Source organism: Peloplasma aerotolerans (assembly GCF_030012175.1).
GTDB lineage: Bacteria > Bacillota_I > Bacilli_A > Acholeplasmatales > Acholeplasmataceae > Peloplasma > Peloplasma aerotolerans.
On sequence record NZ_JASCXW010000003.1, the window covers coordinates 91,031 to 115,726 of the forward strand.

24 protein-coding genes are annotated in these 24,696 nt (G+C 31.7%); 21 read left to right on the forward strand and 3 right to left on the reverse strand.

The genetic code is table 11. The features are described 5' to 3' along the window. Positions 1-103: 103 nt before the first annotated feature. The 14 genes from QJ521_RS02030 to QJ521_RS02095 all read left to right on the forward strand — a co-directional run bounded on the left by QJ521_RS02030 (position 104) and on the right by QJ521_RS02095 (position 15,216). Complete coding sequence (locus QJ521_RS02030) at positions 104-1,723, forward strand: hypothetical protein (RefSeq protein ID WP_282838745.1); 1,620 nt, start codon at positions 104-106, stop codon at positions 1,721-1,723. 29 nt (positions 1,724-1,752) lie between these two features. Then, the gene (mutS, locus tag QJ521_RS02035; protein WP_282838746.1) at positions 1,753-4,275 is read left to right on the forward strand and encodes a DNA mismatch repair protein MutS; all 2,523 of its coding nucleotides are present in this window, start codon (positions 1,753-1,755) and stop codon (positions 4,273-4,275) included. A 10-nt stretch (positions 4,276-4,285) separates the two neighbouring features. Then, the gene (gene mutL, locus QJ521_RS02040) at positions 4,286-5,971 is read left to right on the forward strand and encodes a DNA mismatch repair endonuclease MutL (protein WP_282838747.1); all 1,686 of its coding nucleotides are present in this window, start codon (positions 4,286-4,288) and stop codon (positions 5,969-5,971) included. Next, entirely contained in the window at positions 5,971-6,843 is an 873-nt protein-coding gene (gene miaA, locus QJ521_RS02045) for a tRNA (adenosine(37)-N6)-dimethylallyltransferase MiaA (RefSeq protein WP_282838748.1), read from the forward strand. The genes mutL and miaA overlap by 1 nt, the downstream gene beginning before the upstream one ends. A gap of 6 nt (positions 6,844-6,849) precedes the next feature. After that, a complete protein-coding gene (locus tag QJ521_RS02050; protein ID WP_282838749.1) occupies positions 6,850-7,341 on the forward strand; it encodes a shikimate kinase in 492 nt (163 codons plus the stop codon). Then, a complete protein-coding gene (locus QJ521_RS02055; RefSeq protein WP_282838750.1) occupies positions 7,338-7,769 on the forward strand; it encodes a type II 3-dehydroquinate dehydratase in 432 nt (143 codons plus the stop codon). Before QJ521_RS02050 ends, QJ521_RS02055 begins: the two co-directional genes overlap by 4 nt. 122 nt (positions 7,770-7,891) lie before the next feature. Then, on the forward strand, positions 7,892-8,455 hold the full coding sequence (efp, locus tag QJ521_RS02060) for an elongation factor P (RefSeq protein ID WP_282838751.1): 564 nt from the start codon (positions 7,892-7,894) through the stop codon (positions 8,453-8,455). Between the two features lie 136 nt (positions 8,456-8,591). Further along, positions 8,592-9,326, forward strand: coding sequence for a pseudouridine synthase (locus QJ521_RS02065; RefSeq protein WP_282838752.1), 735 nt, complete (start codon positions 8,592-8,594; stop codon positions 9,324-9,326). A 58-nt stretch (positions 9,327-9,384) separates the two neighbouring features. Next, a complete protein-coding gene (cmk, locus tag QJ521_RS02070) occupies positions 9,385-10,041 on the forward strand; it encodes a (d)CMP kinase (RefSeq protein ID WP_282838753.1) in 657 nt (218 codons plus the stop codon). Between the two features lies 1 nt (position 10,042). Further along, the gene (locus QJ521_RS02075; protein WP_282838754.1) at positions 10,043-11,467 is read left to right on the forward strand and encodes a S1 RNA-binding domain-containing protein; all 1,425 of its coding nucleotides are present in this window, start codon (positions 10,043-10,045) and stop codon (positions 11,465-11,467) included. Between the two features lie 9 nt (positions 11,468-11,476). After that, entirely contained in the window at positions 11,477-12,781 is a 1,305-nt protein-coding gene (der, locus tag QJ521_RS02080) for a ribosome biogenesis GTPase Der (protein ID WP_282838755.1), read from the forward strand. 1 nt (position 12,782) lies between these two features. Then, on the forward strand, positions 12,783-13,778 hold the full coding sequence (locus QJ521_RS02085; RefSeq protein ID WP_282838756.1) for an NAD(P)H-dependent glycerol-3-phosphate dehydrogenase: 996 nt from the start codon (positions 12,783-12,785) through the stop codon (positions 13,776-13,778). 103 nt (positions 13,779-13,881) lie between these two features. Continuing rightward, positions 13,882-14,157 (forward strand): HU family DNA-binding protein, encoded by a 276-nt coding sequence (locus QJ521_RS02090; RefSeq protein ID WP_282838757.1) that lies wholly within the window; start codon positions 13,882-13,884, stop codon positions 14,155-14,157. A gap of 93 nt (positions 14,158-14,250) precedes the next feature. Continuing rightward, positions 14,251-15,216 (forward strand): ankyrin repeat domain-containing protein, encoded by a 966-nt coding sequence (locus QJ521_RS02095; RefSeq protein ID WP_282838758.1) that lies wholly within the window; start codon positions 14,251-14,253, stop codon positions 15,214-15,216. A 110-nt stretch (positions 15,217-15,326) separates the two neighbouring features. Here the strand turns inward: QJ521_RS02095 and QJ521_RS02100 are convergent, their stop codons facing one another. The 3 genes from QJ521_RS02100 to QJ521_RS02110 are packed head-to-tail and all read right to left on the reverse strand — an operon-like array spanning position 15,327 to position 17,948. Next, entirely contained in the window at positions 15,327-15,848 is a 522-nt protein-coding gene (locus QJ521_RS02100; RefSeq protein WP_282838759.1) for a DUF805 domain-containing protein, read from the reverse strand. Positions 15,849-15,881: 33 nt separating this feature from the next. Continuing rightward, positions 15,882-16,787, reverse strand: a complete 906-nt coding sequence (locus tag QJ521_RS02105) for a glycoside hydrolase family 17 protein (RefSeq protein ID WP_282838760.1) — start codon at positions 16,785-16,787, stop codon at positions 15,882-15,884. A 21-nt stretch (positions 16,788-16,808) separates the two neighbouring features. Then, positions 16,809-17,948 (reverse strand): CPBP family intramembrane glutamic endopeptidase, encoded by a 1,140-nt coding sequence (locus QJ521_RS02110; protein ID WP_282838761.1) that lies wholly within the window; start codon positions 17,946-17,948, stop codon positions 16,809-16,811. Positions 17,949-18,054: 106 nt separating this feature from the next. On the opposite strand from QJ521_RS02110, the gene rdgB reads away from it, so the two are divergent. The 7 genes from rdgB to QJ521_RS02145 all read left to right on the forward strand — a co-directional run bounded on the left by rdgB (position 18,055) and on the right by QJ521_RS02145 (position 24,619). Further along, on the forward strand, positions 18,055-18,645 hold the full coding sequence (rdgB, locus tag QJ521_RS02115; RefSeq protein WP_282838762.1) for an RdgB/HAM1 family non-canonical purine NTP pyrophosphatase: 591 nt from the start codon (positions 18,055-18,057) through the stop codon (positions 18,643-18,645). Beyond that, the gene (locus QJ521_RS02120; RefSeq protein WP_282838763.1) at positions 18,623-19,063 is read left to right on the forward strand and encodes a metallophosphoesterase family protein; all 441 of its coding nucleotides are present in this window, start codon (positions 18,623-18,625) and stop codon (positions 19,061-19,063) included. The genes rdgB and QJ521_RS02120 overlap by 23 nt, the downstream gene beginning before the upstream one ends. Before the next feature lie 5 nt (positions 19,064-19,068). Then, positions 19,069-19,935, forward strand: coding sequence for a choline/ethanolamine kinase family protein (locus tag QJ521_RS02125; protein WP_282838764.1), 867 nt, complete (start codon positions 19,069-19,071; stop codon positions 19,933-19,935). A 4-nt stretch (positions 19,936-19,939) separates the two neighbouring features. Next, positions 19,940-22,927 (forward strand): GGDEF domain-containing protein, encoded by a 2,988-nt coding sequence (locus QJ521_RS02130; RefSeq protein ID WP_282838765.1) that lies wholly within the window; start codon positions 19,940-19,942, stop codon positions 22,925-22,927. Continuing rightward, positions 22,924-23,988, forward strand: a complete 1,065-nt coding sequence (locus tag QJ521_RS02135) for a hypothetical protein (RefSeq protein ID WP_282838766.1) — start codon at positions 22,924-22,926, stop codon at positions 23,986-23,988. The genes QJ521_RS02130 and QJ521_RS02135 overlap by 4 nt, the downstream gene beginning before the upstream one ends. A 48-nt stretch (positions 23,989-24,036) precedes the next feature. Further along, positions 24,037-24,234: a hypothetical protein gene (locus QJ521_RS02140; protein WP_282838767.1), complete on the forward strand. Its 198-nt coding sequence runs from the start codon at positions 24,037-24,039 to the stop codon at positions 24,232-24,234. A gap of 91 nt (positions 24,235-24,325) precedes the next feature. After that, positions 24,326-24,619 (forward strand): hypothetical protein, encoded by a 294-nt coding sequence (locus QJ521_RS02145; protein WP_282838768.1) that lies wholly within the window; start codon positions 24,326-24,328, stop codon positions 24,617-24,619. Positions 24,620-24,696: the final 77 nt, after the last annotated feature.

The following is a 24,696-nucleotide window of genomic DNA, read 5'->3' on the forward strand; positions in this document are numbered from 1 at the left end:
AAAGGTCTAAATAAGGCCTTTTTCTATAAAAAAAGTGAAAAAACTTGATAAAAAACCGAAATCATTGTATTATTAATACAAAGAGTTCTAATGGAGGTATTATATGCCTAGGTTAACACGTGAAAGCGAAATTCTAGTGGGTAATAAGGAATTAAAGATTGAAGAAATTCTAAAAACAATCATCTATTTACCTGGTAGCCAAGTTAAATCTTTTTTCACTGAAATAGGATTAACTATTCCACGAGAATTAAGAATGTTTGTTCTAAGAGAAACGCTCAGGGAAAAAGTTATTCAAACTAGAAAAACAAGGTTGACTTTAGCAGATGAGTTGAATTACCGTTTATCATGGTTTACTGAGTTTACAGAAACACAACTAGAAAACTTATTGGTATTTTTTGATGATCCTCAGTTGGATCGAGTTTTTCTTGAAGATTTTTGGACTGATTTATTATCATATATGATTGATAAGAAAGTCACTTCAAACGATATTAAAAAGCTTTTAGATAATTCAATAAGTTATGTTAAATCTGTTGGCTTAGAACTTCCAGATATGAAGGAATATAATCGTGAAATTAAAGATTTATTCTTTGATAGTTTCGGAAGAATTGATGGTGTTCCGCCTGGAAAGTTTAGACCGGTTTTATATAAGAGTTCCACATTAGGTGAGATTAGAGATTTGGGAACGAAATATGATGTTAATGTTCCAAGACGATTAAAGAAATCTGAACTTGCTGATATCATTATCGATGAACTTCAAGATCGAGGTGAACATACTCCAGAATTAGAAACTCAAATTAGAGGTATGTCTGTTTTAATTATGCAAAGATTTGCAATCGATCATGACATTAAAGCTTCTACAGAACTTAAAAAAGAAGAAATTATTGAATATATTCTAGCAAATGCAAAAGAAACAAAAGAATCATATTTCGTACCAGAGTCACCAGAGGTTTACGAAAAAGAAATTGAAGAAGTCCAAAAACATGTTGAAGAAGAACCGGTAGCAAAACCAATTTTTGAAGAGAAAAAAGAACATGCTGAAGTTGTTGAGGATGCTAAAATTGATGAGCCTATAGAAGAAGTTAAAACAAAAGTTGAAGTAAAAGATGAACCAAAAGTCGAAGTTCCACAAAAAGAAACTGTTCAATACGTTCAACAAAGCTTAGATATGAGTGAACTTGTTCATGAAATCAAAATGTTAAGAGAAGTTGTCGAGCATGCTTTGCAGCAAGATGGTAAAGTTGAACAAAAAGATCTTCATGCTGTAAAAAAATTAACAGAATCATCACCAACTGGAGAACCTGTCATACTTAATTCAGCAGAGTTTTATGGTGAACCCAAATCATTAAAGAAGATTATAAAAGACGATGAAGCGAATGAAAGAGAACAATTTATTGAAGATAAAAAAGCTGCATCATCTATTGGGGTTGACAAAGATAATAGATTAATCAACAAGGATGAGCAGTTACCCGGTGAACTCCGTTTCTTTGGTAAAATGTTTAAAGGGTTAGGCAAATTTTTATGGAAGTTACTAAAAGTCTTGTTCAAAGTCTTCTTAATCGCAGCTTCAATTGCGATAATCTTATTCGTTATTTATGGAGCGATTACATATTTTGTTGATATCCCATTCTTAGCTGGATTCAATGACACACTAAATGGTATTCAAATTGCTGGTAAAGGTATCTTGCAGCATCTACATGATATTCTTGCAAGTATCTTTGGATAGATAATTCAAATAAATTAGGGGGATCACCCATGGACAAACAAAAGTACACCCCAATGATGCAACAATACCTTGAAATTAAAGAAGACTACGCAGATGCGATAGTCTTTTTTAGATTAGGCGATTTTTATGAAATGTTTTTTGATGACGCAATTGTTGCATCAAAAGTACTAGAAATTGCTTTAACTTCAAGAGATGCTGGTGCTAAGGTTCCAATGTGCGGAGTTCCTTACCATTCAGTTAAACCATATATTCAAAAACTAATTGAAAAAGGGTTTAAGATTGCTATCGTTGAACAGGTTACAGAAGCTGGTAAAGGATTAGTGAAAAGAGAAGTCATTCGCTTAATCACTCCAGGTACAGTCTTAGAAGATGGTATTTTAGATGCAAAGACGAATAATTTTATTGGATCAATACTATTAACCGAAAAAGGTTATGCACTTACTTATGTTGATATTTCAACTGGTGAATCATTTATTACTGACGGTCTAGAAAAAAAGCAAGCATTAGACCTTGTTTTGAGTTTAGGTATCAAAGAAGTAGTTTTACCTATGCATTTTGATGAGTATATAATCAATTCCCTAAACGATAACGAGTTGCTTGTCTCATTTAGTGATCAATTTCAAATTATCGATAACAAAAATTTAAATCATTTGGAAAGAGAACAAAAAAGAGCTGCTTCACACTTATTAAATTATCTAGTGAATACACAAAAGCAAATGATTAACCATTTAATGCCATTTAAAGTTATCCAAAGAGTTGGACATATGCATATTGATTATCGTGTTAAAAAACATCTAGAGATTGATGAATCTTTAGTTAACAACTCTCAAACTACATTATTGCATTGGCTGAATGAGTGTCAAACAGCTATGGGTTCACGCATGTTAAAGTCAATGCTCAATCATCCGTTATACGACATTAAAGCTCTCAATGAGCGTTACGATTTAATAGAGGCATTTACACCATATCAACCAAGAGAACAAATGATTGGGCATTTAAGATATATCTACGACATCAACAGAATCGTTGGTCGTATTGCATTCCAAACAGTGAATGCAAGAGATTTATATCAACTCAAGGAGACTTTAAGACAAGTTCCTGATTTAAAAGAGACAATTAAACGTTATCAAAATCCCAAATTAGATGAAATGGTCAGCCAAATGGATGAACATCAAACATTATTTGATCATCTCGAGCAATCGATACACGATGATCCACCGATTACATTGAAAGATGGTGGGATCATCAAAAAAGGATATCATCAAAAACTAGACGAACTAAGAGATATAGATTTACATGGTAAAACATGGCTGTCTGAATTTGAAAAAACAGAAAGAGATAGAACTGGAATCAAAAATCTTCGTGTTGGTTATAATCGAGTTTTTGGCTACTATATTGAAGTTTCAAAAGGTAATGCATCATTAGTCAAAGAAGAATTTGGATATGAAAGAAAACAAACACTCGCAAATAGTGAAAGATATATTACACCGATTCTAAAAGAAAAAGAAGACGATTTACTTCACGCTAAAGAAAGAAGTATGACTTTAGAATATGAATTATTTAAAGAAATACGTGAGTTTGCTGAAAGCTTTACATTCAGTTTACAAGAGCTTTCAACTAAAATTGCAAGCGTAGATGTCTATCTTGCTTTAGCAATTGTTTCAGAAAAACATAATTTTGTTCGTCCGACACTTCAAAACGGGAGAGATGTAGAAGTCATTCAAGGTAGACATCCCGTTGTTGAAAGATTCACAAAATTTGTTGCTAATGACGTTATTATGAAAGAAGGAGAAATTTTTCTTATCACAGGTCCGAATATGAGTGGTAAATCAACTTATATGAGAATGTATGCAATGATTGTTTATCTTGCCCAAATCGGTTCATTTGTACCTGCAGAAAAAGCACGACTTCCAGTTTATGATGCTATATTCACAAGAATCGGTTCTTCAGATGATTTATCTGGGGGCAAATCAACATTTATGGTTGAGATGGTTGAATCTAATGAAGCTTTAACAAAAGCCACTGAAAAGAGTTTGATTTTGTTCGATGAAATTGGTCGTGGAACCGCGACATATGATGGTATGGCATTAGCTCAAGGGATGATTGAATATATTCATGAAAAAATAAAAGCACAAACATTATTTTCTACCCATTATCATGAATTAACGGTATTAGAAAACAGTTTAGAGCGTTTAACAAACCTATGTGTAAAGGCAAAAGAAGAAAACGACACTATGGTATTCTTGCATCATGTTGAAAAAGGGACAACCGATAAGTCATATGGTATTCAAGTTGCAAATCTTGCACACCTCCCTAAAAGTTTGATTGCAAGAAGCAAACAAATTTTAGAAAAACTTGAAGATAAAGAAAACAAAGTTGTTTTAGATTTATTTAACTATGAAAAGTTTGAAGCAGAGGATGTTCAAACGATTAATCCAGATAAAGCAAGTGTATTAGATGAGATAGAAAAGTTAAATACTGATCAAATGACACCGATAGACGCATTATTATTACTCAAACATTATCAAAGCCTTATTAAACCGAAAAAATAAAGGGAAAAATATGTCAATTATTAAACAAATGGACAGCAAGCTTGCGAATATGATTGCTGCTGGAGAAGTTGTAGATAGACCAGCATCCGTTATCAAAGAGCTTGTAGAAAATTCAATCGATGCAAATGCAACAATCATTACCATAGAAGTTTTGGATATGGGAATGCAATCCATTATTGTCACTGATAACGGTGATGGTATGGATTTTACGGATGCTCATTTGGCATTTAATAGACATGCAACAAGCAAAATCAAGGATGAAAGTGATTTAAGTCATATCAATACTTTAGGTTTTAGAGGTGAAGCACTGGCTGCAATATCTGCTGTATCTAAAGTTACACTGCGCACGAGACAAGAAAATCAAGAAGGTATTCAAGTTGAATATCATGGTAGTCATCTAATCTCGGAAGGTAGTGCAACTTTAAATAAAGGAACAGTTGTAGAAGTCAAAGAACTATTTTTTAATACACCAGCAAGATTTAAATATATCAAGTCTGACTATGCAGAAAGAGCAGCAATCATAGATATTTTTGATCGGCTTGCTCTAGCGAACCCAAAGATTCGGTTTACTTTAAAAATGGATGATAAAACAATTAAGGAGACTTATGGTACAAGTGATTTTTATCATCTAATCGATCAAATTTATGGTTCAAAAATGACAAAAGATATGACGATTTTTGAAGAGACAGTGCAAAAGATTAAGATTATTGGATATTTGTTAAGTCCTCAAATCGCAAGATCAAGAAAAAAAGATATTTCTATTTTTGTCAATGGGCGATACATAAAAAACTACCGATTAATTCAAGCTGTAATTGATGGATATCACAGCTATATGATGGTTGGTAAATACCCGATTGCTTTAATTCATATGGAAATGGATCCAAGCCTACTAGATGTCAATGTGCATCCTCAAAAGTATGAAGTCAAATTCGTTAATGAATCGATGCTTTCATACCATATTGAAACTTTAATTAAGGAAGCATTAAACAAGAAAACTCATCAAATCCCAGAAGCATTAAACCGAATTAGAAAAGATGAAAATGAAAAATATACACCTCAATCTCTAGAATTTGGAGAGAATTTAGTTCAAGAGAAAAATGATGGAAATGATTATCAGAAAATTCAAAAGATACCTGATTTTGATTTTGTTGGTGTTTTTTCAGGAACATATTTATTGTTTCAAAATGAAGATGGTTTGTTTATGATGGATCAGCATGCTGCAGCCGAAAGAATTCGTTATGAACATTATTACAACTCATTAGCAAATCCAAATCATACGATAAGAAGTTTGTTAATGCCAAGATCACTTGATCTAACAATAGAAGATATGGAAGTTATTTCTCAACATACGAAATCTTTTGAATCATATGGGTTTATTTTTAATGAGGATACAGATTTGATTGGGCTTCCTGTATGGATATTAGATACAGAAGTTGACTTAGCAATTGAAACGATGGTTTCAATGCTTGCTGAAAACAGTAAAATAGATTTAGCCGTTTTAAGAGATAGTCTTGCAAAAGATATCAGTTGTAAAGGTGCAATTAAGGCAAATAAATCTTTAAATCAAAACGAAATTAATAATATATTAAAGGATTTAAGACAATGTAAGAATCCTTATACATGTCCACATGGTAGACCTACGGTTATAAAACTATCTCATTATGATGTTGAACGCATGTTTAAGCGGGTGGTTTAATGAAAAAAGTTATTGTTATCGTTGGACCAACGGGATCTGGTAAAACCAGTTTGTCAATTCGTCTAGCGAAAAAAATAAATGCAGAGATAATCAATGGAGATTCAGTTCAAGTTTATCAAGGGCTTGATATTGGCTCTGCCAAAATCAAGGAAAATGAAAAAGAAAATATTCCGCATCATTTGTTTGACATTGTTAAACCTGGCAAACCATATAGTGTCTATAACTTTCAAAAAGATGTAAGAAAAAAGATTAATCAAATTAAAGTTCCAATGATTGTTGGCGGAACAGGGTTATACATTAAAGCTGCTCTATATCAATACGAATTTATTGAAAAAGGTAGAAGTCAAGATTTTGACGACCAATATTCAAGTTATTCGAATGAGGAATTATATCAAATGTTGATTGATCTGGATCCTGATGTCGTCATTGATATTCAAAATAGAAGACGCATTTTAAGAGCTCTAGAACAAGCAGTTTTAGGTCACCCAAGATCATCAAAAACAAAAAAAGATAATCTATTATATAACCCTCTTATTATTTATTTAGATCTCGACAGAAATCTTCAAGAAGAACGACTGAAAAAACGACTAGAGCGACAACTCGAAGAAGGCTTTATTGAAGAAGTTATAAAACTAGATCAGCAAAACATAAGAATAAATGCTATCGGTTATCGTGAACTTAATCAATATCTTGATGGTATAATAACATTAGATGAAGCAAAAGAACTCATTATAAAAGCAAGCAAACGTCTTGCCAAAAAACAGAAAACGTTTTTCAAGAATCAAATGAGTCCAGTTATGCTTGATGCTTTAAGTCCATCATTAGAAGATGATACTTATCGCATAATCAAAGCATTTCTTAAGGAGGATTAATAAATAATGAGAATATTTCTAATTGGAATGCCAGGATCTGGCAAATCAACAATAGCAAGAAATCTAGCGAAAGAAATTGGTTATCAATATGTTGATCTAGATGGTATCATCGAAAAAGATGCTAAGATGTTTTGTGAAGATATTATTGAGAAATATGGTGAAGATAAATTTAGAGAATTGGAGTCTGAAGCTCTAACTAAGCTTCCAAAAGGTGATCTTGTTGTTGCTTGTGGTGGGGGTATTGTCATCAAAAAGTCAAACAAAGCATTAATGGATGGTATCAATTTTTACCTAGATACTGATCTTGATATGATTAAAGAAAGATTAGAAACAGATTATCAAAGACCACTATTAAAACAAAAGACTTTAGAACAACTTTTCGATGAAAGATATTTAAAATATCAAGATTTCGCAGATGCAGTTGTCTCTAATAATTATGATGTTGACATGACTGTCAAAGTCATAAAAAATTATTTAAGAAATGAGGTAAACAAATGAACATTTTAGTCATTCATGGACCCAATCTTAATATGCTTGGAAAAAGAGATCCTAAATTATACGGTGCTTTCACATTGGAGCACCTATATGAAGAACTATCCACGAATCATTTTCCTGAAATCAATTTTACGTTCTTTCAATCTAATTTTGAAGGTGAAATCATTGAAGTCATCCAACAATCACTTGAAGAATCATATGATGCTTTACTCATCAATCCAGGAGCATACTCTCATACTTCAATAGCAATTCGTGATGCACTAGAACTATTGGAAATACCAAAAGTTGAAGTTCATATTTCTGATGTTGAAAATAGAGAAAGTTTTAGAAAAGTTGATTATATCAAAGATGTTTGTAATGAACGTTTTATGGGTAAAAAAATAGATAGTTATTTAGAAGCCATTCAATATTTACTTAATCTTGAAGACTAGCATTATTGTTAGTCTTTTCTTTTTGTTCATAACATAATGACTCGGTTAAGCATATTAATCTTGTTAATCTCAATATTTTCATGTATAATAAAAACGGCAAAAAAACTTAAGGAGTTAAACCTATGATTAGTACAAATGAATTTAAAACAGGACAAACTATATTACACGAAGGTAACATTTATTCAGTGATCGAATTTATGCATGTTAAACCAGGTAAAGGGGCAGCATTCGTTAGAACTAAACTTAGAAATTTGAGAACCGGAGCAGTTACAGATTATACATTTAATGCAGGAACCAAAATTGAACGTGCACAAATTGATAAAATTCAAATGCAGTATCTATATATTTCAGGCGAAAATCATGTTTTCATGAATACTGAAAACTATGAACAACTTGAAATACCAGGTGCACAACTTGAAAAAGAGTTAAACTATATTTTTGAAGGTATGGAAGTAGAAGTTATGTTTTATAACAATACCGAAATTTTAGGTGTTTCATTACCAGATAAAGTTGTTCTCGAAGTTAGAGAAACAGTTCCAGGTGTTAAAGGTGATACAAAAACAAACGCAATGAAAGACGCAATTATGCAAACAGGACTCTTAGTCAAAGTTCCAATGTTTATTGAAGAAGGCGAAAAGATTATTGTTAGTACACAAGATGGTTCATACGTTTCAAGAGATAAATAACAACTAAACTCAATATCACAAATAAAAAAAGATGTTTCGAGAAAAATCCATTCTCAAATATCTTTTTTCATTTTTTCTTATTTATAACGCATGTTTCTTTTAGAAAAGTATGCTATAATAATACAGGTGAATAAATATGGAACGTTTGCAAAAAGTATTAGCTCAAGCAAACATCGCATCTAGACGTAAATCTGAAGAAATCATTTTAGAAGGTCGCGTCAAAGTCAATGGTGTCGTTGTCAGTGAGTTGGGTTTTAAAGTAGATAAAAAAGACAAAATTGAAGTAGATGGAAAACCAATTGAATTGGCAGAACATCTTTATTTTTTGTTAAATAAGCCAACCGGTTATGTCTCAACAACATCAGATGAGAAAAATCGAAAAACAGTCATCGATCTCTTAGATGATGAACACAAAAATATTAGATTGTATCCAGTAGGACGCCTAGATTTTGATACAGCTGGACTTTTACTTTTGACTAATGATGGTGATTTTACCAATCGTTTGACACATCCTGAACATGAAGTTGAAAAGGAATATCTCGCTCGCGTTGAAGGCATCGTTATTCGTAAAAAAATCGTTCAACTAAGAAAAGGTGTTAGAATTGATGACAATTATTTAGCCATACCAAAAGCTGTTCAACTTGTTGAATTGAACAAAGTTCATCAATCAACATTACTTAGCATAACCTTGACCGAAGGAAGAAACAAACAAGTTAGAAAAATGTTTGAAGCTATTGGCCATCCAGTAAAAAAACTAACCCGTGTAAGATATGATTTCTTAACACTTGATGGTGTTGAGCGCGGGACATACCGTCCATTACGTATTCATGAAGTTAAAAAATTATACGGAAATACACAATCAAAAAAATAGGAAATCGTAATAATATCATATCAATCTATGTTATAATTATGATGTATGGAGGAATGACATGCCAGGATACAAATTAGCCATTGATGGACCTGCAGGATCAGGCAAAAGCACAATTAGTTCTTTAATCGCTAAAAAATTGGGATGGACGCATATCGATACTGGAGCAATGTATCGAGCGGTGACACTTCAGGCTATTGAACTCAATATCGATTTAAACAATGAAGCGTCGTATCATTTTTTAGAAACCTCCAATATTCATTATGACAATAATCGCATATATATTGATGATAGAGATGTTACTGAAGCCATTCGTAATGAAGCAGTGACAAATAATGTTTCTTTAGTATCAAGTTTTCCTTATGTTAGAAAAAAACTTGTTGAGCTTCAAAAAAATGCAGCTCAAAAAGGAAACATTGTCATGGATGGTAGAGATATCGGAACGGTTGTTCTACCAAATGCTGATTTAAAAATTTTTTTAACTGCAAATGTTGAAGAGCGTGCACAACGTCGCCATAATGAGCAATTAAAAAAAGGAAAGACATCAGAAATGTCTAAAGTCATAGAAGATATTTTGAAACGAGACCAAAAAGATTCAACAAGAAAAGAATCACCACTGCGTATAGCAAGTGATGCAATATTATTAGATACAACTTATTTAACCATTGAAGAAGTGGTTAATAAAATTATAGAATTAACCGACAAAAAGGAGAATTAACATGGAGTTTAAGTTATTGAAGGTGGGCCAAATCGTAGAGGGTACCGTCATCAAAGTAGAAGAGAATACGATTTATCTAGACATCCAAGATCGAACAGAGGGAAAAATACATTTAGACAACTATGATAGACCTGCACCTGAAACTTTTATAGGGTTTGTCAAAGAAGGCCAAAAAGTAAAAGCAAAAGTTCAAAAGATTACTGATGAACCAACACAAATTCTTTTATCACGTCTTCCTCTTTTAATTGAAGAAAAATTCGAGAAAATAAAAGATTTAGTTGATTCAGGTGAAACTGTAAAAGCTAAAGTTAAACAAATAGTTGATAAAGGTATCGTTTTAAATTATATGGATAACGAAGTTTTCCTTCCTTATAGTCTATTAGACTTTGATTTAGTTAAAGAAAAAGAGACTTTAAAAGGTAAAATATTAGAAATTCAAATCATTGAGGCAACTCAACGTGGTAGAAGCAAAAGGATAGTTGCTTCTAGAAAAGTAATTTTTGAAAGAGAAAGACAAGAAGCCTACGAAAAGCGTATTCAAGCAAGACAAGAAGAACTAGAACAAATCAATACAGGTGATGTAGTCACTGGTGTGGTCGACAAAATCGAACCTCATGCAGCAACCATCCGTTTTGATCATGTTGTTGGTCTTTTAAGAATATCTCAAGTTAGTCATTATCGTATCGAAAAAATTGATGATGTTTTAACTCTAGGACAAGAAATTCAAGTTAAAGTCATTAAAAAAGAAGGTAATCGCCTTGATTTATCAATGAAAGCACTTGAAAAAACACCTTATGAAGCATTTTATCATGATCACAAAATTGGTGATACTGTAACAGGTACAGTATTCCAAAAATTACCTTTTGGTATTATTGTTGAAGTCGCAAAAGATGTTAGAGGATTACTCCACAAAAATGAATTCTCATGGAATCCAAATGATAACTTTGATAGTTATGTAAAAATTGGTGATGAAGTATCATTAAGCATTATTCAAATGGATTTAAAGAAAGAAAGAATTGCACTTTCAAGAAAAGCTCTAGAAGACAACCCATGGAAGAATGTATCAATTAAACGTGGTGATGTTGTAAAAGCAACTGTCAAGTCTATTTCTAAAGATGGACTAAAAGTCGAAGTTCAAGGCGTTGAAGGAGATATCCCATTTAATGAGTTATCAAATGAACGCATTGGAAAAGTAGAAGATTATTTTGCTGAAGGTGATGAAGTACAAGCAGTTGTTATTGATGTTAACAGAGATCAATGGTTTGTTAGAATGTCAATTCGTAGAGTATTAGAAAAAGCAGAACGTGCAACATTCGAACAATATCTAGAAGATGAAGAATCAACGGATAACCCAACTATTGGCGATTTATTTGCTGATGAGTTAGAAGATGACGGAAAAAAGAAAAAAAAGAACAGTAAAAAGTAGGTTTTAATTATGCCTTATAAGGTAGCAATTGTTGGCCGTCCTAACGTCGGTAAGTCAAGTTTATTCAACCGTTTGGTTGGATCCAGACTATCGATTACCGATGATGAAGCTGGCGTCACACGAGATCGTATTTATGCCAGAGCTGAATGGTTGACCAAGAATTTTAGAGTCATTGACACAGGGGGCATCGACATCGGCGATGCTCCTTTTTTAAATCAAATCAAAGCACAAGCACAAGTTGCGATGGATGAAGCAGATACCATCATTTTTGTCGTTGATGGCAAAAATGGTTTAGTTGATAGTGATTATTATATCGCTAAATTGCTGTATAGTTCGAACAAACCTGTGATTTTAGTTGTTAACAAGATTGATGATGTTAATCAAATGAATAATACATATGAGTTTTATGCATTAGGTTTAGGTGATCCAATCGCAATTAGTAGTCATCATGGTATTGGTATTGGTGATTTATTAGATAAAGTAATTAGTTATATGACTGAAGAAGATGTTATATACGAAGAAGATGTTATCTCTTTTTCTATTGTTGGAAGACCAAATGTTGGAAAATCATCATTGACCAATGCTATACTAGGAGAAGAAAGAGTTATTGTTAGTGAAATTTCAGGAACAACAACTGATGCTATTGACACACAATTCAAAAAAGATAGAAATCAATATGTTGTTATTGATACTGCAGGCATCAAAAAACGCGGTAAAGTTTATGAGAATACAGATAAATATAGCGTATTAAGAGCATTAAGTGCAATTGAGCGTAGTGATGTATCACTCTTGATTATCGATGGTGTAGAAGGTATTATCGAACAAGATAAACACGTAGCAGGTTATATCTCTGATTATGGTAAAGCTGTTGTTATCGTAGTTAATAAATGGGATGCAGTCGAAAAAAACGACAAAACGATGAAGAAAATGGAAGAGAAAATTAAAGAAGAATTTAAATTTCTTGATTATGCACAAATCGTTTTTGTTTCAGCGAAGTATAGCGAACGTTTAAACACGATATTTCCAGCAATCAATACTGCATTTGATAATTACAAAAAATCTGTTCAAACGAGTATACTTAATGATTTATTAAGTGATGCGGTTGCAATGAATCCAACACCAATATTTAATCACGGTAAAGCGCAATTTAATTATGTAACACAAGTTGCGACCAAACCACCAACATTTATTTTATTCGTTAATAACCCAGATTTTGTCCATTTCTCATATTTAAGATATTTAAATAATCAATTTAGAAGTGCAATTGATTTCACAGGAACACCTATTAAATTAATATTAAGAAAGAAGGCATAATATGAACATCAGTATTATTGGTGGTGGTGCGTGGGGGACAACTTTAGGCCAGACACTACATGATAACGGACATCGTGTGCTTATATATGATATCAATCCAAAAGCGGTTGAAAAAATAAACAATCATTTTCATCCTTTTTTTGATACGATATTACCAGATGAAGTTGTAGCAACCACGAGTTTAAAAGAAGTTATTGATTTTTCTAATTATTTCATTCTAAGTGTACCTACAAAGGCTGTTCGTTCAGTACTAAAGGAAATCAACGAAGTCCTGAATAAACCAAGTGTTTTTATCAACGTTTCTAAAGGTATTGAACCACAAACTTTAAAGCGTGTTAGTGAAATTGTTGAAGAAGAAATAGATAAGAAAAATTTAGAAGGATTTGTCGTTTTAACTGGGCCGTCACATGCCGAAGAAGTGATTTTAAGGAAACTTACTTTACTTGTTAGTTCAAGTAAGGATCAAAAGCTTTCAGAACAAATTCAACTCATTTTTTCAAATGAGCAATATTTGAGGGTATATACATCTAATGATCTCATAGGTTGTGAGGTAGGCGGAGCTGTTAAAAACGCTATAGCTGTCATATCAGGAGCCTGTACAGGCCTAGGATTAGGTGAGAACGCAAGAGCTGCTGTCATTACGCGGGGTATTATTGAAATTATTAGAGTTGTAGAGATTATGGGTGGTAAAAAAGAAACAGCTTATGGATTAACTGGTATCGGTGATTTAATCGTTACTGCATCATCAGAGAATTCTAGAAACTTTACAGCTGGTAAAAAGATTGGTCAAGGGATTCCAGTTGATCAAATATATGCTGAACAAAAACAAACCATAGAGGGTATTAGAACGATAGAAGCTATGTATCATCTTGCTAAAGAATACAATGTTGAATTACCAATGATAAATGCTGCATATGACATCATTTTTAACGATTTACCAGTCAAAGAAGCATTACAAAATTTGCTCTCAAGGGACTTGAAATCAGAGGATTTTTGATAAATTTGCTTTATTAAGCCAACAATAAGTAGGAAAAAACGCTAAAAGTTTGCAATATTGACAAATATTTGTTAAAATATAATCACTTTAAGGAGGATATCGAATGAATAAAACAGAATTGATAGCAGTTATGGCAAATCGCGCAGGAGTCACACAAAAAGTGACAGAAGACGTTTTAAAAGCATTCACTGACACAGTATCTGAAACATTAGGTAGACGTGGAGAAAAAGTAGTAGTTACAGGATTTGGAACTTTTGAAGTTAGAAATCGTGTAAAGAGAACTGGTAAGAACCCAAGAACTGGCGAACTTATCACTGTTCCAGAACAAAAATCACCAGCATTTAGAGCAGGAAAATTATTAAAAGAAGCAGTAAAATAAGTCAAATGAAAAGGTACTTGTCGATGGATAAGTACTTTTTTTGTTTATTTTTAACTATTTTAAGATAAAATAAGGGTAGAAGGTGGTGATTAGATGAGTATATTCTTGAAAGCTACTGAAAATGACCTTGAGTTTGTTAAACTTCATTTTTCTCATTTGGAAATGGCAGATGAAAAAAAGAAGACTTTGTTACACTATGCAGTTATAGGATCTGCAATGGATGTGATTAAGTATTTGTTGGATTTGGATATCAATGTTAATATGGTGGATGCTCACGGAGAGACACCTCTTTTTGACTGTGCAAGAAAAGGTAAACTAGAGATTGCAAAATTACTAATCAGCAAATTTGCAACTGTCAATATTGCTAATAGACATGGGGAGTTACCAATTCATCTTGCTGCTTTTAAAGGTGACATGGATATGATTAAACTCTTGATTGAGTCCGGTTCATATTTAAATAAGAAAACGAGTGAAGATAAATTACCTGTTCATTATGCAATTGCAGGTGGTAGAAGTGATATCATCCAGTTTTTACTTAAGGAAAGCAAACAAAATTGGTTTATCAAAGATACTTATGGAAATACACTATTGCATCATGCAGCTAAAACAAGTAGTGTTCCAATTCTTGATTTATTGCTAAATCAGAATTTGGATCCTAATGCATTAAATGATCAATTCGAATCACCAATATTTAATGCAGTTCGTTTTGGAACCATTGAAACCGTAAGATTATTACTTGCAAGCGATGCATATATTGATATTCATAATAGAAGGTATGAAACTCCTGTCGATACAGCAATGATTTTTGATAAACATGATGTATTGAAATACTTGCAGGATTATATGGTTACACCAAAATATGAAAGACTTGTACAAAAACAAGCTTTAGCTTTGGCAGTATTGAATAGGGATCATGTATATTTACGAAAATTGATTGAAAAAGAGACACCAATGAAAAAAGATAGATTACAAAAAACTGCATTAGATTATGCAAAAGAGTATAATTTATCGTTATGCGTCGGATTATTAAGAGATATAGAAATAAACGGTAGTTCATAACAACAGTTTTACATTTATACAAAACGGGCATAAAAAAAAGCTCAGTTCAAAATGAACTGAGCTTGTATTTTTTTGATAAGACTAATTAGTTTCCAAATATTTCCAATGTTTTATTCAGCTGGTGCAAATGTCATAAGTAAAAGTATTATACCTCCAAGTACTGGAATATAACTTAAAAAATATGTGTTTTTAGGATATCCTGCATTTCTAAGTCTTCTTTGTGTTGCAGATAAACTTGAAAAACTAGATATTACAATTAAAATGAATAAAATAATTAAAATGACAATCCCAATTCTTGGGAAGCTGCTTGGAGAATCTAGAAAAAATTTCCCAGGAATAGCAAAAGCAGCAAATAAAAACATGATATAGAACTGTTGTGTCAAATATTCTTTTAAATCAGATTCCCCACTAAAGTTAAATGATTCTTTGTATAAATGAGTAATTGCAGAAAAACCTCTTTTTCCTTTATAAGGATATCTTTTTGGGTAACGCGTAAAAGCTCTTAAGCGTCTTTCTCTCAAAGAAGTATCACCATGATTTTGACTCTTCGTGTTAGAGTCATGCATATATCCACAATGAGGACACTCTATAGAACCATCATTAATAACACTTTTACATTTTTCACATATCATATAATAACCCCCTTAAAACATTTATTAAAACGTTTATTTAAAATATTTGGTTGCGTATAATTTTGGTTTTCTTTTAATATCCATGATACCCCAATGTTTTTCTGGTTCATCAGGGTCTTTTGAACCCTTCCATGGCTCATCAAATGCTTCAAATATAAACATTGTGACTTTGTTTTCTTCACTCCATAGATCCATTTGTTCTAGATATATCTTTTGATTGATTTCGTTGGTTTCTTCCGTATTCATTTTATCATTAGCTTTTGTAGTCCACCCATACTCTGTGAAAATAATTTGCTTGTCTGGATATAAACTCTTGTTCTTATAGTAATCATTGGTTGTTAACTCATAAGCATCCTTTAATGGTGTCTTTAACCATACTGGATATGAATGAATGCTGATAAAATCAACTTCCTTAGCAATTTCATGACCTTTATCTACCCAATTATGAGCACCTTCACAAAAAGTCACAGGAACCTCTGTTTTTGTCTTTAAATATTTAGCATGCATTGCTATAGTAGAAACTGGCATCAAGTTACCATGCCAGTCTGATGTGTTTTCATTGCCTACAGATGCAGCCAAAACAACATCTTTATAACGATTACATAAATTTGCTAATTCGTCTAATTGCTCATAGTTTTTAACTTTATTCACTTCGATTTCTTCATCAGAATGAAGACCACCCCATGAACAGTTTGGATTTGATATCTCACCTTTAGGTTCAACACCAAGCATCACTTTTAGAGGTATATTATTTTCAGATATCACTTTTAATACTGTTCTTGGATGTTCTGAAACATCATACATTCTAATATAATCAAAATGCTTAGATAATATATTTAAATCTTCTAAGACTTCTTCATAAGAAGGATAAACATCTGCATGAGGACTTTGATCCTCTCTATAACCTGAATAACATATAGCTTTAGCATATGGAATCATCTATTTAATCTCCTTTAATTTTTATATGAAAAACATGATGGCAACAACTGATATTAAATTTGAGATTACATGAATTGTAATTGGAACCCAAATATTTTTATTGTTCTTTATATATATATAACCAAATACGAACCCCATAACAAAATATGCAGTTCCATTAACTAATGCAGCAGATATAGAACCCTCACCAATAAGGTGTATCGATCCAAAAATAAATGTTGAAACAAATAAAGCCCATTTATCGCTCTTCATTAAACCAAAAATTGCTTTTCTAAAAATAAGTTCTTCAACAATAGGACCTAAAATTACAGCTGAAATAATCATAAGAACTGCACCATTTGATCTTAATGCATTAGAAATAATGGTTTGGTTTACAGCTTCAACAGCTGGTAAATTAAACAAAGAACTAAATAATCTTGATAAATAATTTGCGATGATGTTACCAAATATTAAGTATAAATAACCAATGACTAAAGCTACAGTAAATTGACCTTTCATTGCTTTTGCTTCTTTAAAATCATAGATTAAGTCATTCTTCAAAAAGTATACAATAAAAGGAAGTAATGCTGCGTAAACCACGAAATTCATCAATGACATTGCAAAATTAGTCATTTGTGTAACAGGTCCAGTTAATATATAAACATCTGCACTGAGTGTATCTGGTAAGTCTTGATTTTCAGCCACATAGATATTGATATATATTCCAGATGACCATTGTTTTATGATTTGATTACTTTGAATCATACCTTCAAGTGTTTCAATCCTTAATGTTTCATCACTTTTTACCAATAAACTTTTATAATACTCGTTGTGTATATTAACAATGACGTGAAAATTCTCATATATGCCAGCAGATACAACTTCGTTTGCATAATTGTTTGCATATAAGTGAAAAGATTGTTCGTCAATAAAAGCTAAACCACCTAAGTCTGCACTAACCTCATTTAAAACGAGTTCGGTTTCTGTATAGGTTACTTTGAACTCGGAAATTTGAGAAAAAACAAGAAATAGTACAGTTGCAAAAATGTACATAATCAATATATAAACCAAAATAGAATAACCGTAGTTTTTTCTTTCTGTTGGATTGGTTTTAGTTTTTCTTTCAACAATTTCTTCTTTAAATAAGTCCTCGAATTTGATTATTTCGTTTTCTTTTGCCATCTTAATCACCTTTCTTTATTATAGCGTAAATAGGTTTAAAAAAATACCCTAAATTAAAAAATGTGATAATATATAATAGAAGTAGATAGAGAAAAGGATGATGTATATGACTAAGATGTTAGTGGCTACTCAAAATGAACATAAACTCAAAGAGTTTAACAAAATATTAAATCACGAACAAATCAAACTCGTTTCATTAAAAGATTTGAATGATAAGGATGATGTCATCGAGGATGGTACATCCTTTTTGGAAAATGCAACATTAAAGGCATGCTATTTCGCGAAAAAACATCAAATGATTACCATATCTGATGATTCCGGTTTGGTTGTTGAAGCATTAAATGGAAGACCGGGTATTCATTCAGCACGTTATTCAAATGGTGGAGATCATGAAAATAACTTAAAAGTATTAAAAGAAATGGAAAATATGGAAAATCGAAAATCACACTTCGTATCTGTAATTGTTTTATGTTATCCTAATGGTAGAGTTAAAAGTTATGAAGGCAAAGTATTCGGTTACCTAGCACAAAGTGAACGAGGTTTGAATGGTTTTGGATATGATTCGATTTTTTATGTACCTGAATATCAAAAGACATTCGGAGAACTTGAATCATCTATAAAAAATCAAATATCTCATCGAGCAAACGCTTTAAAACTATTAAAGGAGGATATCGATGAAATTGTTAATAACAAGTGATGTTCATGCCAATGAAGAAGCTTTAAATGAAATTGTAAAAAAGCATCAGGACATCACGCATCATATCAATGCTGGAGATATGTGCATGAGTCCTAAAAAATATGAAAAATACCATATCATAACGGTTAAAGGCAACAATGATTTCGGTGTTGATATTCCTTATTTTAGACTGCTAGATATTGAAGGGAAACGTATTTTATTAACACATGGCCATTACGAACATGTTAAATTTGGGCTAGACCGACTTAAGTTAAAAGCGAAAATGAATGAAGCTAACATATGCATCTTCGGTCATACACATGAAAGATATATGATGGTTGATGAAGAAATACTATTTATAAATCCAGGGGCATTAGGTGATCACCATAGAAGTTATGCCATCTATGAAAATGAACAGGTCACTTTTTACACAAGGTAGAAGATGTGGAATATGAGCAGTTAATTAAAACACAAGCCGCCAAGGCATTTCATGTTAAAAAAGAAGATGTTAATGTTATCAATCGCTTGATGGGCGGAATGAGTCATTTAACATACCATATTCGAATTCGCGATATTGATTATACATATCGTATTATAGGCAAAGACGGAAATCTATTTGTGGATCGTGAAGTTGAATATCAAAATTTAAAAATAATTGAATCTTTAGAATTGAATAATGAAACAGTATATTTTGACATCGAAACAGGAGAAAAAGCTGCTAAATATGTAGAAGGCACTGTTTTATCGACGGTCGATTTTCACCCTTATTTAGAAGAAGTAGCAAAAACATTGAAAAAACTACATCACTCAGATGTTTCTCCAGCTTCTGATTATGGACTCATTCAACGTTTAGAGTTGTATGAATCTTACACCAATATGAGAACGCCTTTATATCAGGAGTTAAAAGAAAAATGGATTTCATTATATCAGGAAAAGCATCAAAATCAACAAAAAGTATTTTGTCATAATGATGCACAACGATCTAATATTGTTGTTGGAAATGATCGGATATATTTATTAGATTGGGAATATGCTGGTCTTAATGAATTTTATTATGATATTGCAAGTTTCGGGAATGTAAAATTCGAAGATGCTTTAGTTCTTTTGGATGTATACTTAAATAGAGAGGCAACTCTAGATGAAAAAAACTCAGTTCGATTCTATCGTATGTTTCAAGCGCTTCAATGGCACCAAGTTGCTTTAAGAAAAGAAATGATTGGCTTATCTGAAGTTCTCCAATTCGATTTCAAAGTGCTAGCATTGAAATATTTGAATTTAGCAAACACGTTATATCAACAAATAAAAGGATGATAATATGCGTCTTAGTGATGTCTTAAAACTTACCAAACAACCACACAGTCTTTCAATCATTAAAGATTTTTTGGAACAACCGCTTAGTCATACTGACTATCAAGCGGCTTTTAGCCATTATTTCGATATCGCGATTGAACTTGAGTTATACGATATGGTTTTTGAAGAAGGAGAAAAGATATTTAAAGAAATATCAAATCAAGCAGAAACACCATATTTCGAAAAAATATTAAGACATCTAATCAATGCTGCAATTCATCTTGAAAAATATGATGAAGCTAAAAAGTATATTGAACTAAGAAAACAAGCTTTACCAATCTTAAAACAATATTTAGGAATATTAGATGAAATCAAATATAAACAAGCTTTACAATTGCCGTATCTTAATGACGTATTGAAAGTTTTAACAGATGTCATACCAGACCAGACGAAAATATATTGTCATCAAGAATTATATAAATTATACAAAAATGACCATCAGTATGAAATGGCTTTAAATAGCCTTTATGAGCTGTATAATTTTGATCTAAAATCAATGTATATAAATGAGGAATTAAGACTACTATTTCTATTGGAACGTTATGATGAGACGATTAGTAAGTCGCTGGAAGAACTAAAACACAACAAGAAAAATACGGAAGCAGTTATATGTTTATTAGAAGCATATTTAAAGAAACATGACTTTCATAAGGCATCAACATTAGAAGCTGAATATGAAGAACAAATTGATTCTGAAAGCGATGAGTTAAAGAAAAAGGCATATGAAATTATTATCAATTTATATCATCAAATGGATAATAAACCATCTCTAGATTTATATCAACGCAAGTTGAAAAGTTTGCAAAAAGTTATAGATAAAAAGATTAAATCAGAACCAGAGCAAAAACCAGAAATTGTTTATGTAGAAAAAGTTGAGTCAAAAAAAGTATCTCATGAAAACATATTTAAACACCTAGAAATAGGTCATGAGTTATTACAGTTTTCTCATCTAATTGATGATAAATTATTATTACGGGATTATTTACGTGTATTCTTCATGCATGTTGATGCGTTTGTACAAGTCAAAGAATATGTCATTTATCTAAAAGATGAATCACCAAATTTCTTTCATTATAAAAAAGAAAGATTGTATGACAAAACGATTGCAACTACATTTCTTGAAGATACTGCAATCAATCAAACACTCATCTCTGGTGATGAGATAATTGAAGATACGAAAACAATTCGTTGGCCTAAAAATGTCATCACGCAAAAAGATTTTGAAAATGATATATCTTTTGTATTTATTTATCCTTTAGGGGATGAAGGTGTTTTAACGATACATTTAGAAGAGGAAATAAAAGATCCTGGAAAATACTATGATTTATTCAAATTGATGAGTGCAATTCTTTATGCACACATTTTGGATGAAAAGAAATTAACAAAACTTAAGAAACAAAATAGGTATTATTCTCAAGTTTTGAATGCTCCAATCATAGCATATAGAGAGTTGACAGATACAAAATCGACTTATAATGATGAAGCAATGGAACTATTTCATGTTGATAAACACCACCATTTAGAATTGTTTTTGCGTGATATGTCATATGAGCATGTTCATAGATATAAAGAAATTGTCCAAAGATTATTAAATAAATCAGGTGAATCCCAGGAAATACTCTACCGATATCAAGAAAAAGATATCCTGGAAAAACTGTATAGTTTAAAAACAGGAGATGAAAATATTGTTATGAGTCTATTTTTTGATCAAACGAAAGAAGTTAATCAAACAAAAGACTTGATAGAAAAGGCAACTGTTGATCCTGAAACGGGTTTATCAAATGATTATGCATTAACCAATGATTTAGAAGACTTACTTAAAGATAAAGCGAGTTTGTTACTCATCGAACTAGATCAGAACTTAAAGCATATTTATGGTAGCGAGAAAATCACACATTATTTCAAAGAGTTTGCACAAAATACGAAAAAGTTTTTTAATGATGGAACGACTTATCGATGTGATTTTAATCAACTTCTCGTTATCATTCCGTTTAACGATATTCGTAGTGTAACGAAAATCGTTAAAGATTATTTTAAGTATCTTGAGCAATATGAATCCAAAATTTTAAAATACGAAAAATTTAGTGCGAATATGGGTATTTTAAGATACCCTGTTGTTACTGTTGAAAAGCAAAAAGACAAATTGATGAGATATCTTGATATTGCATTAGAACGTGCAAAAAGAGATAAGGAAGATAAATATGTTTTCTTTGTTTATCGTGATTATGAAGATGAACTTTTTGAGCAACAAGTTATAGATCACTTGAACGTTGCGATTGAAACGAAAAATTTGGGATTAATATTCAATCAGATTACGGATATTAAGAAAAATAGAGTATGGCAATACGAAAGTGAACTAGCTTTATTCAATTTAGCAATTGATAGCAAGTACTTAACTACCATCGCACGTAAGCGCAACCGTTTAGTTGATTTAGAGCGATTTCATATCAAAAAGGTATGCGAGTTCTTAGTTGAACTAGAAAAGAGCACAGAACGTTTAATTAAGCTAACCATACCAATTTCAAAAGAAACATTTTTGGACCCTACTTTTAACCCCTATCTCTTAGGATTATTTAAACAATATGGTATTCCAGCGGAGTTCATTAGATTGAAATGCGATATGGATTTAAGAGCTAGTCACTATTCAACGCAAATTCAAGAACTCATTGACCATGGAATTTCATTAGACACAACGTCTTTAGAAATGGCACTTAGTTATCCATTTCATGCTGTTCATATTGATATTAAAAAAGAAAGCTTAAAATGGAATAGCTATCTACACAAGATCAAAGAGTTGTTGGAAGGGTTTCAAATGGCTTTAGTCATTCGAGGTGTTAAAACGAAGGATCAGAAAGAAGCATTAGAGCGTTTGGGTATAATGTATGTAGAAGGTCAAATATACAAGCAACTACCTGCTCCAACATTAATTAAAAAAATTAAGGAGTCACTATGAGTTTGATTAATCTTAAGCAATATGTTGAGAGTTCAGTAAAAGATGAGAGAAATAGTCATGGTTATCGTGCTGATGCATCTTTTAGAATGCTTGAACATGTTGAATTAATGATTGATCGATATTTAAGTGAGAACCAAACTGAAAAAGGAGCTGTACTACTCGATGTATTTGGGTTGTTACAAGCTTTGTTTGTCGCAATCGATGCATTATATGATCTTGCAATTGGGTTAACACAATATAAGTATCATATTAACGTAAACTCTAATCCAATTCTTCATGAACTAAAATATATTAGGAACGATATCGTTGGGCATCCAACGCATCGTACATATCCTGAAGGTGGAATGGGTTTTTCGATTTTAGACACAGACCAATTAAGTAAAGATAAACTCGTTTATCAAACATACATTTACGATAAAAATAGTTTAGAAATCAAAAGTAAGGAAGTTTTATTTAAAGAACTTATTGACGCATATCGCCATGAGAAAGATATTATTTTAAACGACATCTATGTATATCTAACACACGAGGAAACTGAGACTAATATTCCGGAAAAAGTATTTGTTTTATATGAAACATTGAATTATGAGCAACTACAGGTTGTAAAAAAAGACTTTATGAAAGAATATGGGATTGATGAAAAATCAAGCCATAGATTTTTATGGAGAATTGATTTTTTAGAAAAACTAATTCATTGGGATGAAGAAGACAAAGAGTTGAAAGATATTGTTACTTATATGAGTAAATTGCAAGCATCTAAACTTTATGCTATTGCTTTAGATATGGAAAATAGAAAAGGACAAGACTTGTATACGCCGATTCCTAAATTGCTCAGTTCATTTTATAAGTTTATGAGAAAAAATGAAGAAATCGGATTACCATTGTTGAAAAATATGCATGATTATTCGCACCCACTTCATCAAAGTGATATATCAGCGTTAATTGGATTAAACCCACCAAAGGATGCTGCCAAATTACTTAAATTTATAAAACAGGCTAACGATGATTCTAAAGTTTATTTGATAGGTTCCATATTGAGAAGCTATAGACCAAAAAGCTAACTGAATTATACATTCATATGGTATAATATTTTTGATGAGGTGAAAAGCATGGCTTGGAGCAATGAAACATATCTAATTGGTGAAAAAGTTAAGGTTGAAGGAGAAAAAGGACACGGCGTTATTACGCGTATCGATAAAGAACGCGGTTTGATCTATGTTCTCTACAAGAGAATGAGAGAAGACGCATACCCATATCCTGAAGCAATCGAACAAGGTAAACTAAAACCAGAGGTACAAAAAAAGTAACACAAGCGTGTTTCTTTTTTTATAGAGTATGAGAAAATTCATTTGTTTTTGGAAAAGATTTTGGTTAATGATTTGGGAAATCATACGAAGCATGAATTCAGTCAGAGGATATATTTCATTGTTTATTGCTTATATGATTTACCATGGATGGGCATTGTTATTTTTTCTTTTAGGTATCGCTTCTAGCAATGCATGGTTGATTGCAATTGGCAGTACTGTGATGCTATTTTGGTTTGGCCCAGGTACACCTGTAGTCCCACTTATTATTGTTACTGGAATGTTTATACAAAGATTTATTCTTTTGGATAAATCGAATCAAATAAAATTAAGAGACAAGTGGAAAGAACTTGTTGCAAAAGATAAGAAAAAGGCACGTGATGAGTAGAATCCATTGTCTTTTTTTCTATATTTGGTAAATCTAGCATATCATGATAAAATGTATTTAACTAAATTAAAATTAAA

What these genes read in the sequence shown, in the direction of transcription:
- QJ521_RS02030 (WP_282838745.1), top strand. Translation starts at nt 104, where the DNA reads ATGCCTAGGTTAACACGTGAAAGCGAAATTCTAGTGGGTAATAAGGAA.
- mutS (WP_282838746.1), top strand. Translation starts at nt 1,753, where the DNA reads ATGGACAAACAAAAGTACACCCCAATGATGCAACAATACCTTGAAATT.
- mutL (WP_282838747.1), top strand. Translation starts at nt 4,286, where the DNA reads ATGTCAATTATTAAACAAATGGACAGCAAGCTTGCGAATATGATTGCT.
- miaA (WP_282838748.1), top strand. Translation starts at nt 5,971, where the DNA reads ATGAAAAAAGTTATTGTTATCGTTGGACCAACGGGATCTGGTAAAACC.
- QJ521_RS02050 (WP_282838749.1), top strand. Translation starts at nt 6,850, where the DNA reads ATGAGAATATTTCTAATTGGAATGCCAGGATCTGGCAAATCAACAATA.
- QJ521_RS02055 (WP_282838750.1), top strand. Translation starts at nt 7,338, where the DNA reads ATGAACATTTTAGTCATTCATGGACCCAATCTTAATATGCTTGGAAAA.
- efp (WP_282838751.1), top strand. Translation starts at nt 7,892, where the DNA reads ATGATTAGTACAAATGAATTTAAAACAGGACAAACTATATTACACGAA.
- QJ521_RS02065 (WP_282838752.1), top strand. Translation starts at nt 8,592, where the DNA reads ATGGAACGTTTGCAAAAAGTATTAGCTCAAGCAAACATCGCATCTAGA.
- cmk (WP_282838753.1), top strand. Translation starts at nt 9,385, where the DNA reads ATGCCAGGATACAAATTAGCCATTGATGGACCTGCAGGATCAGGCAAA.
- QJ521_RS02075 (WP_282838754.1), top strand. Translation starts at nt 10,043, where the DNA reads ATGGAGTTTAAGTTATTGAAGGTGGGCCAAATCGTAGAGGGTACCGTC.
- der (WP_282838755.1), top strand. Translation starts at nt 11,477, where the DNA reads ATGCCTTATAAGGTAGCAATTGTTGGCCGTCCTAACGTCGGTAAGTCA.
- QJ521_RS02085 (WP_282838756.1), top strand. Translation starts at nt 12,783, where the DNA reads ATGAACATCAGTATTATTGGTGGTGGTGCGTGGGGGACAACTTTAGGC.
- QJ521_RS02090 (WP_282838757.1), top strand. Translation starts at nt 13,882, where the DNA reads ATGAATAAAACAGAATTGATAGCAGTTATGGCAAATCGCGCAGGAGTC.
- QJ521_RS02095 (WP_282838758.1), top strand. Translation starts at nt 14,251, where the DNA reads ATGAGTATATTCTTGAAAGCTACTGAAAATGACCTTGAGTTTGTTAAA.
- QJ521_RS02100 (WP_282838759.1), bottom strand. Translation starts at nt 15,848, where the DNA reads ATGATATGTGAAAAATGTAAAAGTGTTATTAATGATGGTTCTATAGAG.
- QJ521_RS02105 (WP_282838760.1), bottom strand. Translation starts at nt 16,787, where the DNA reads ATGATTCCATATGCTAAAGCTATATGTTATTCAGGTTATAGAGAGGAT.
- QJ521_RS02110 (WP_282838761.1), bottom strand. Translation starts at nt 17,948, where the DNA reads ATGGCAAAAGAAAACGAAATAATCAAATTCGAGGACTTATTTAAAGAA.
- rdgB (WP_282838762.1), top strand. Translation starts at nt 18,055, where the DNA reads ATGACTAAGATGTTAGTGGCTACTCAAAATGAACATAAACTCAAAGAG.
- QJ521_RS02120 (WP_282838763.1), top strand. Translation starts at nt 18,623, where the DNA reads ATGAAATTGTTAATAACAAGTGATGTTCATGCCAATGAAGAAGCTTTA.
- QJ521_RS02130 (WP_282838765.1), top strand. Translation starts at nt 19,940, where the DNA reads ATGCGTCTTAGTGATGTCTTAAAACTTACCAAACAACCACACAGTCTT.
- QJ521_RS02135 (WP_282838766.1), top strand. Translation starts at nt 22,924, where the DNA reads ATGAGTTTGATTAATCTTAAGCAATATGTTGAGAGTTCAGTAAAAGAT.
- QJ521_RS02140 (WP_282838767.1), top strand. Translation starts at nt 24,037, where the DNA reads ATGGCTTGGAGCAATGAAACATATCTAATTGGTGAAAAAGTTAAGGTT.
- QJ521_RS02145 (WP_282838768.1), top strand. Translation starts at nt 24,326, where the DNA reads ATGAATTCAGTCAGAGGATATATTTCATTGTTTATTGCTTATATGATT.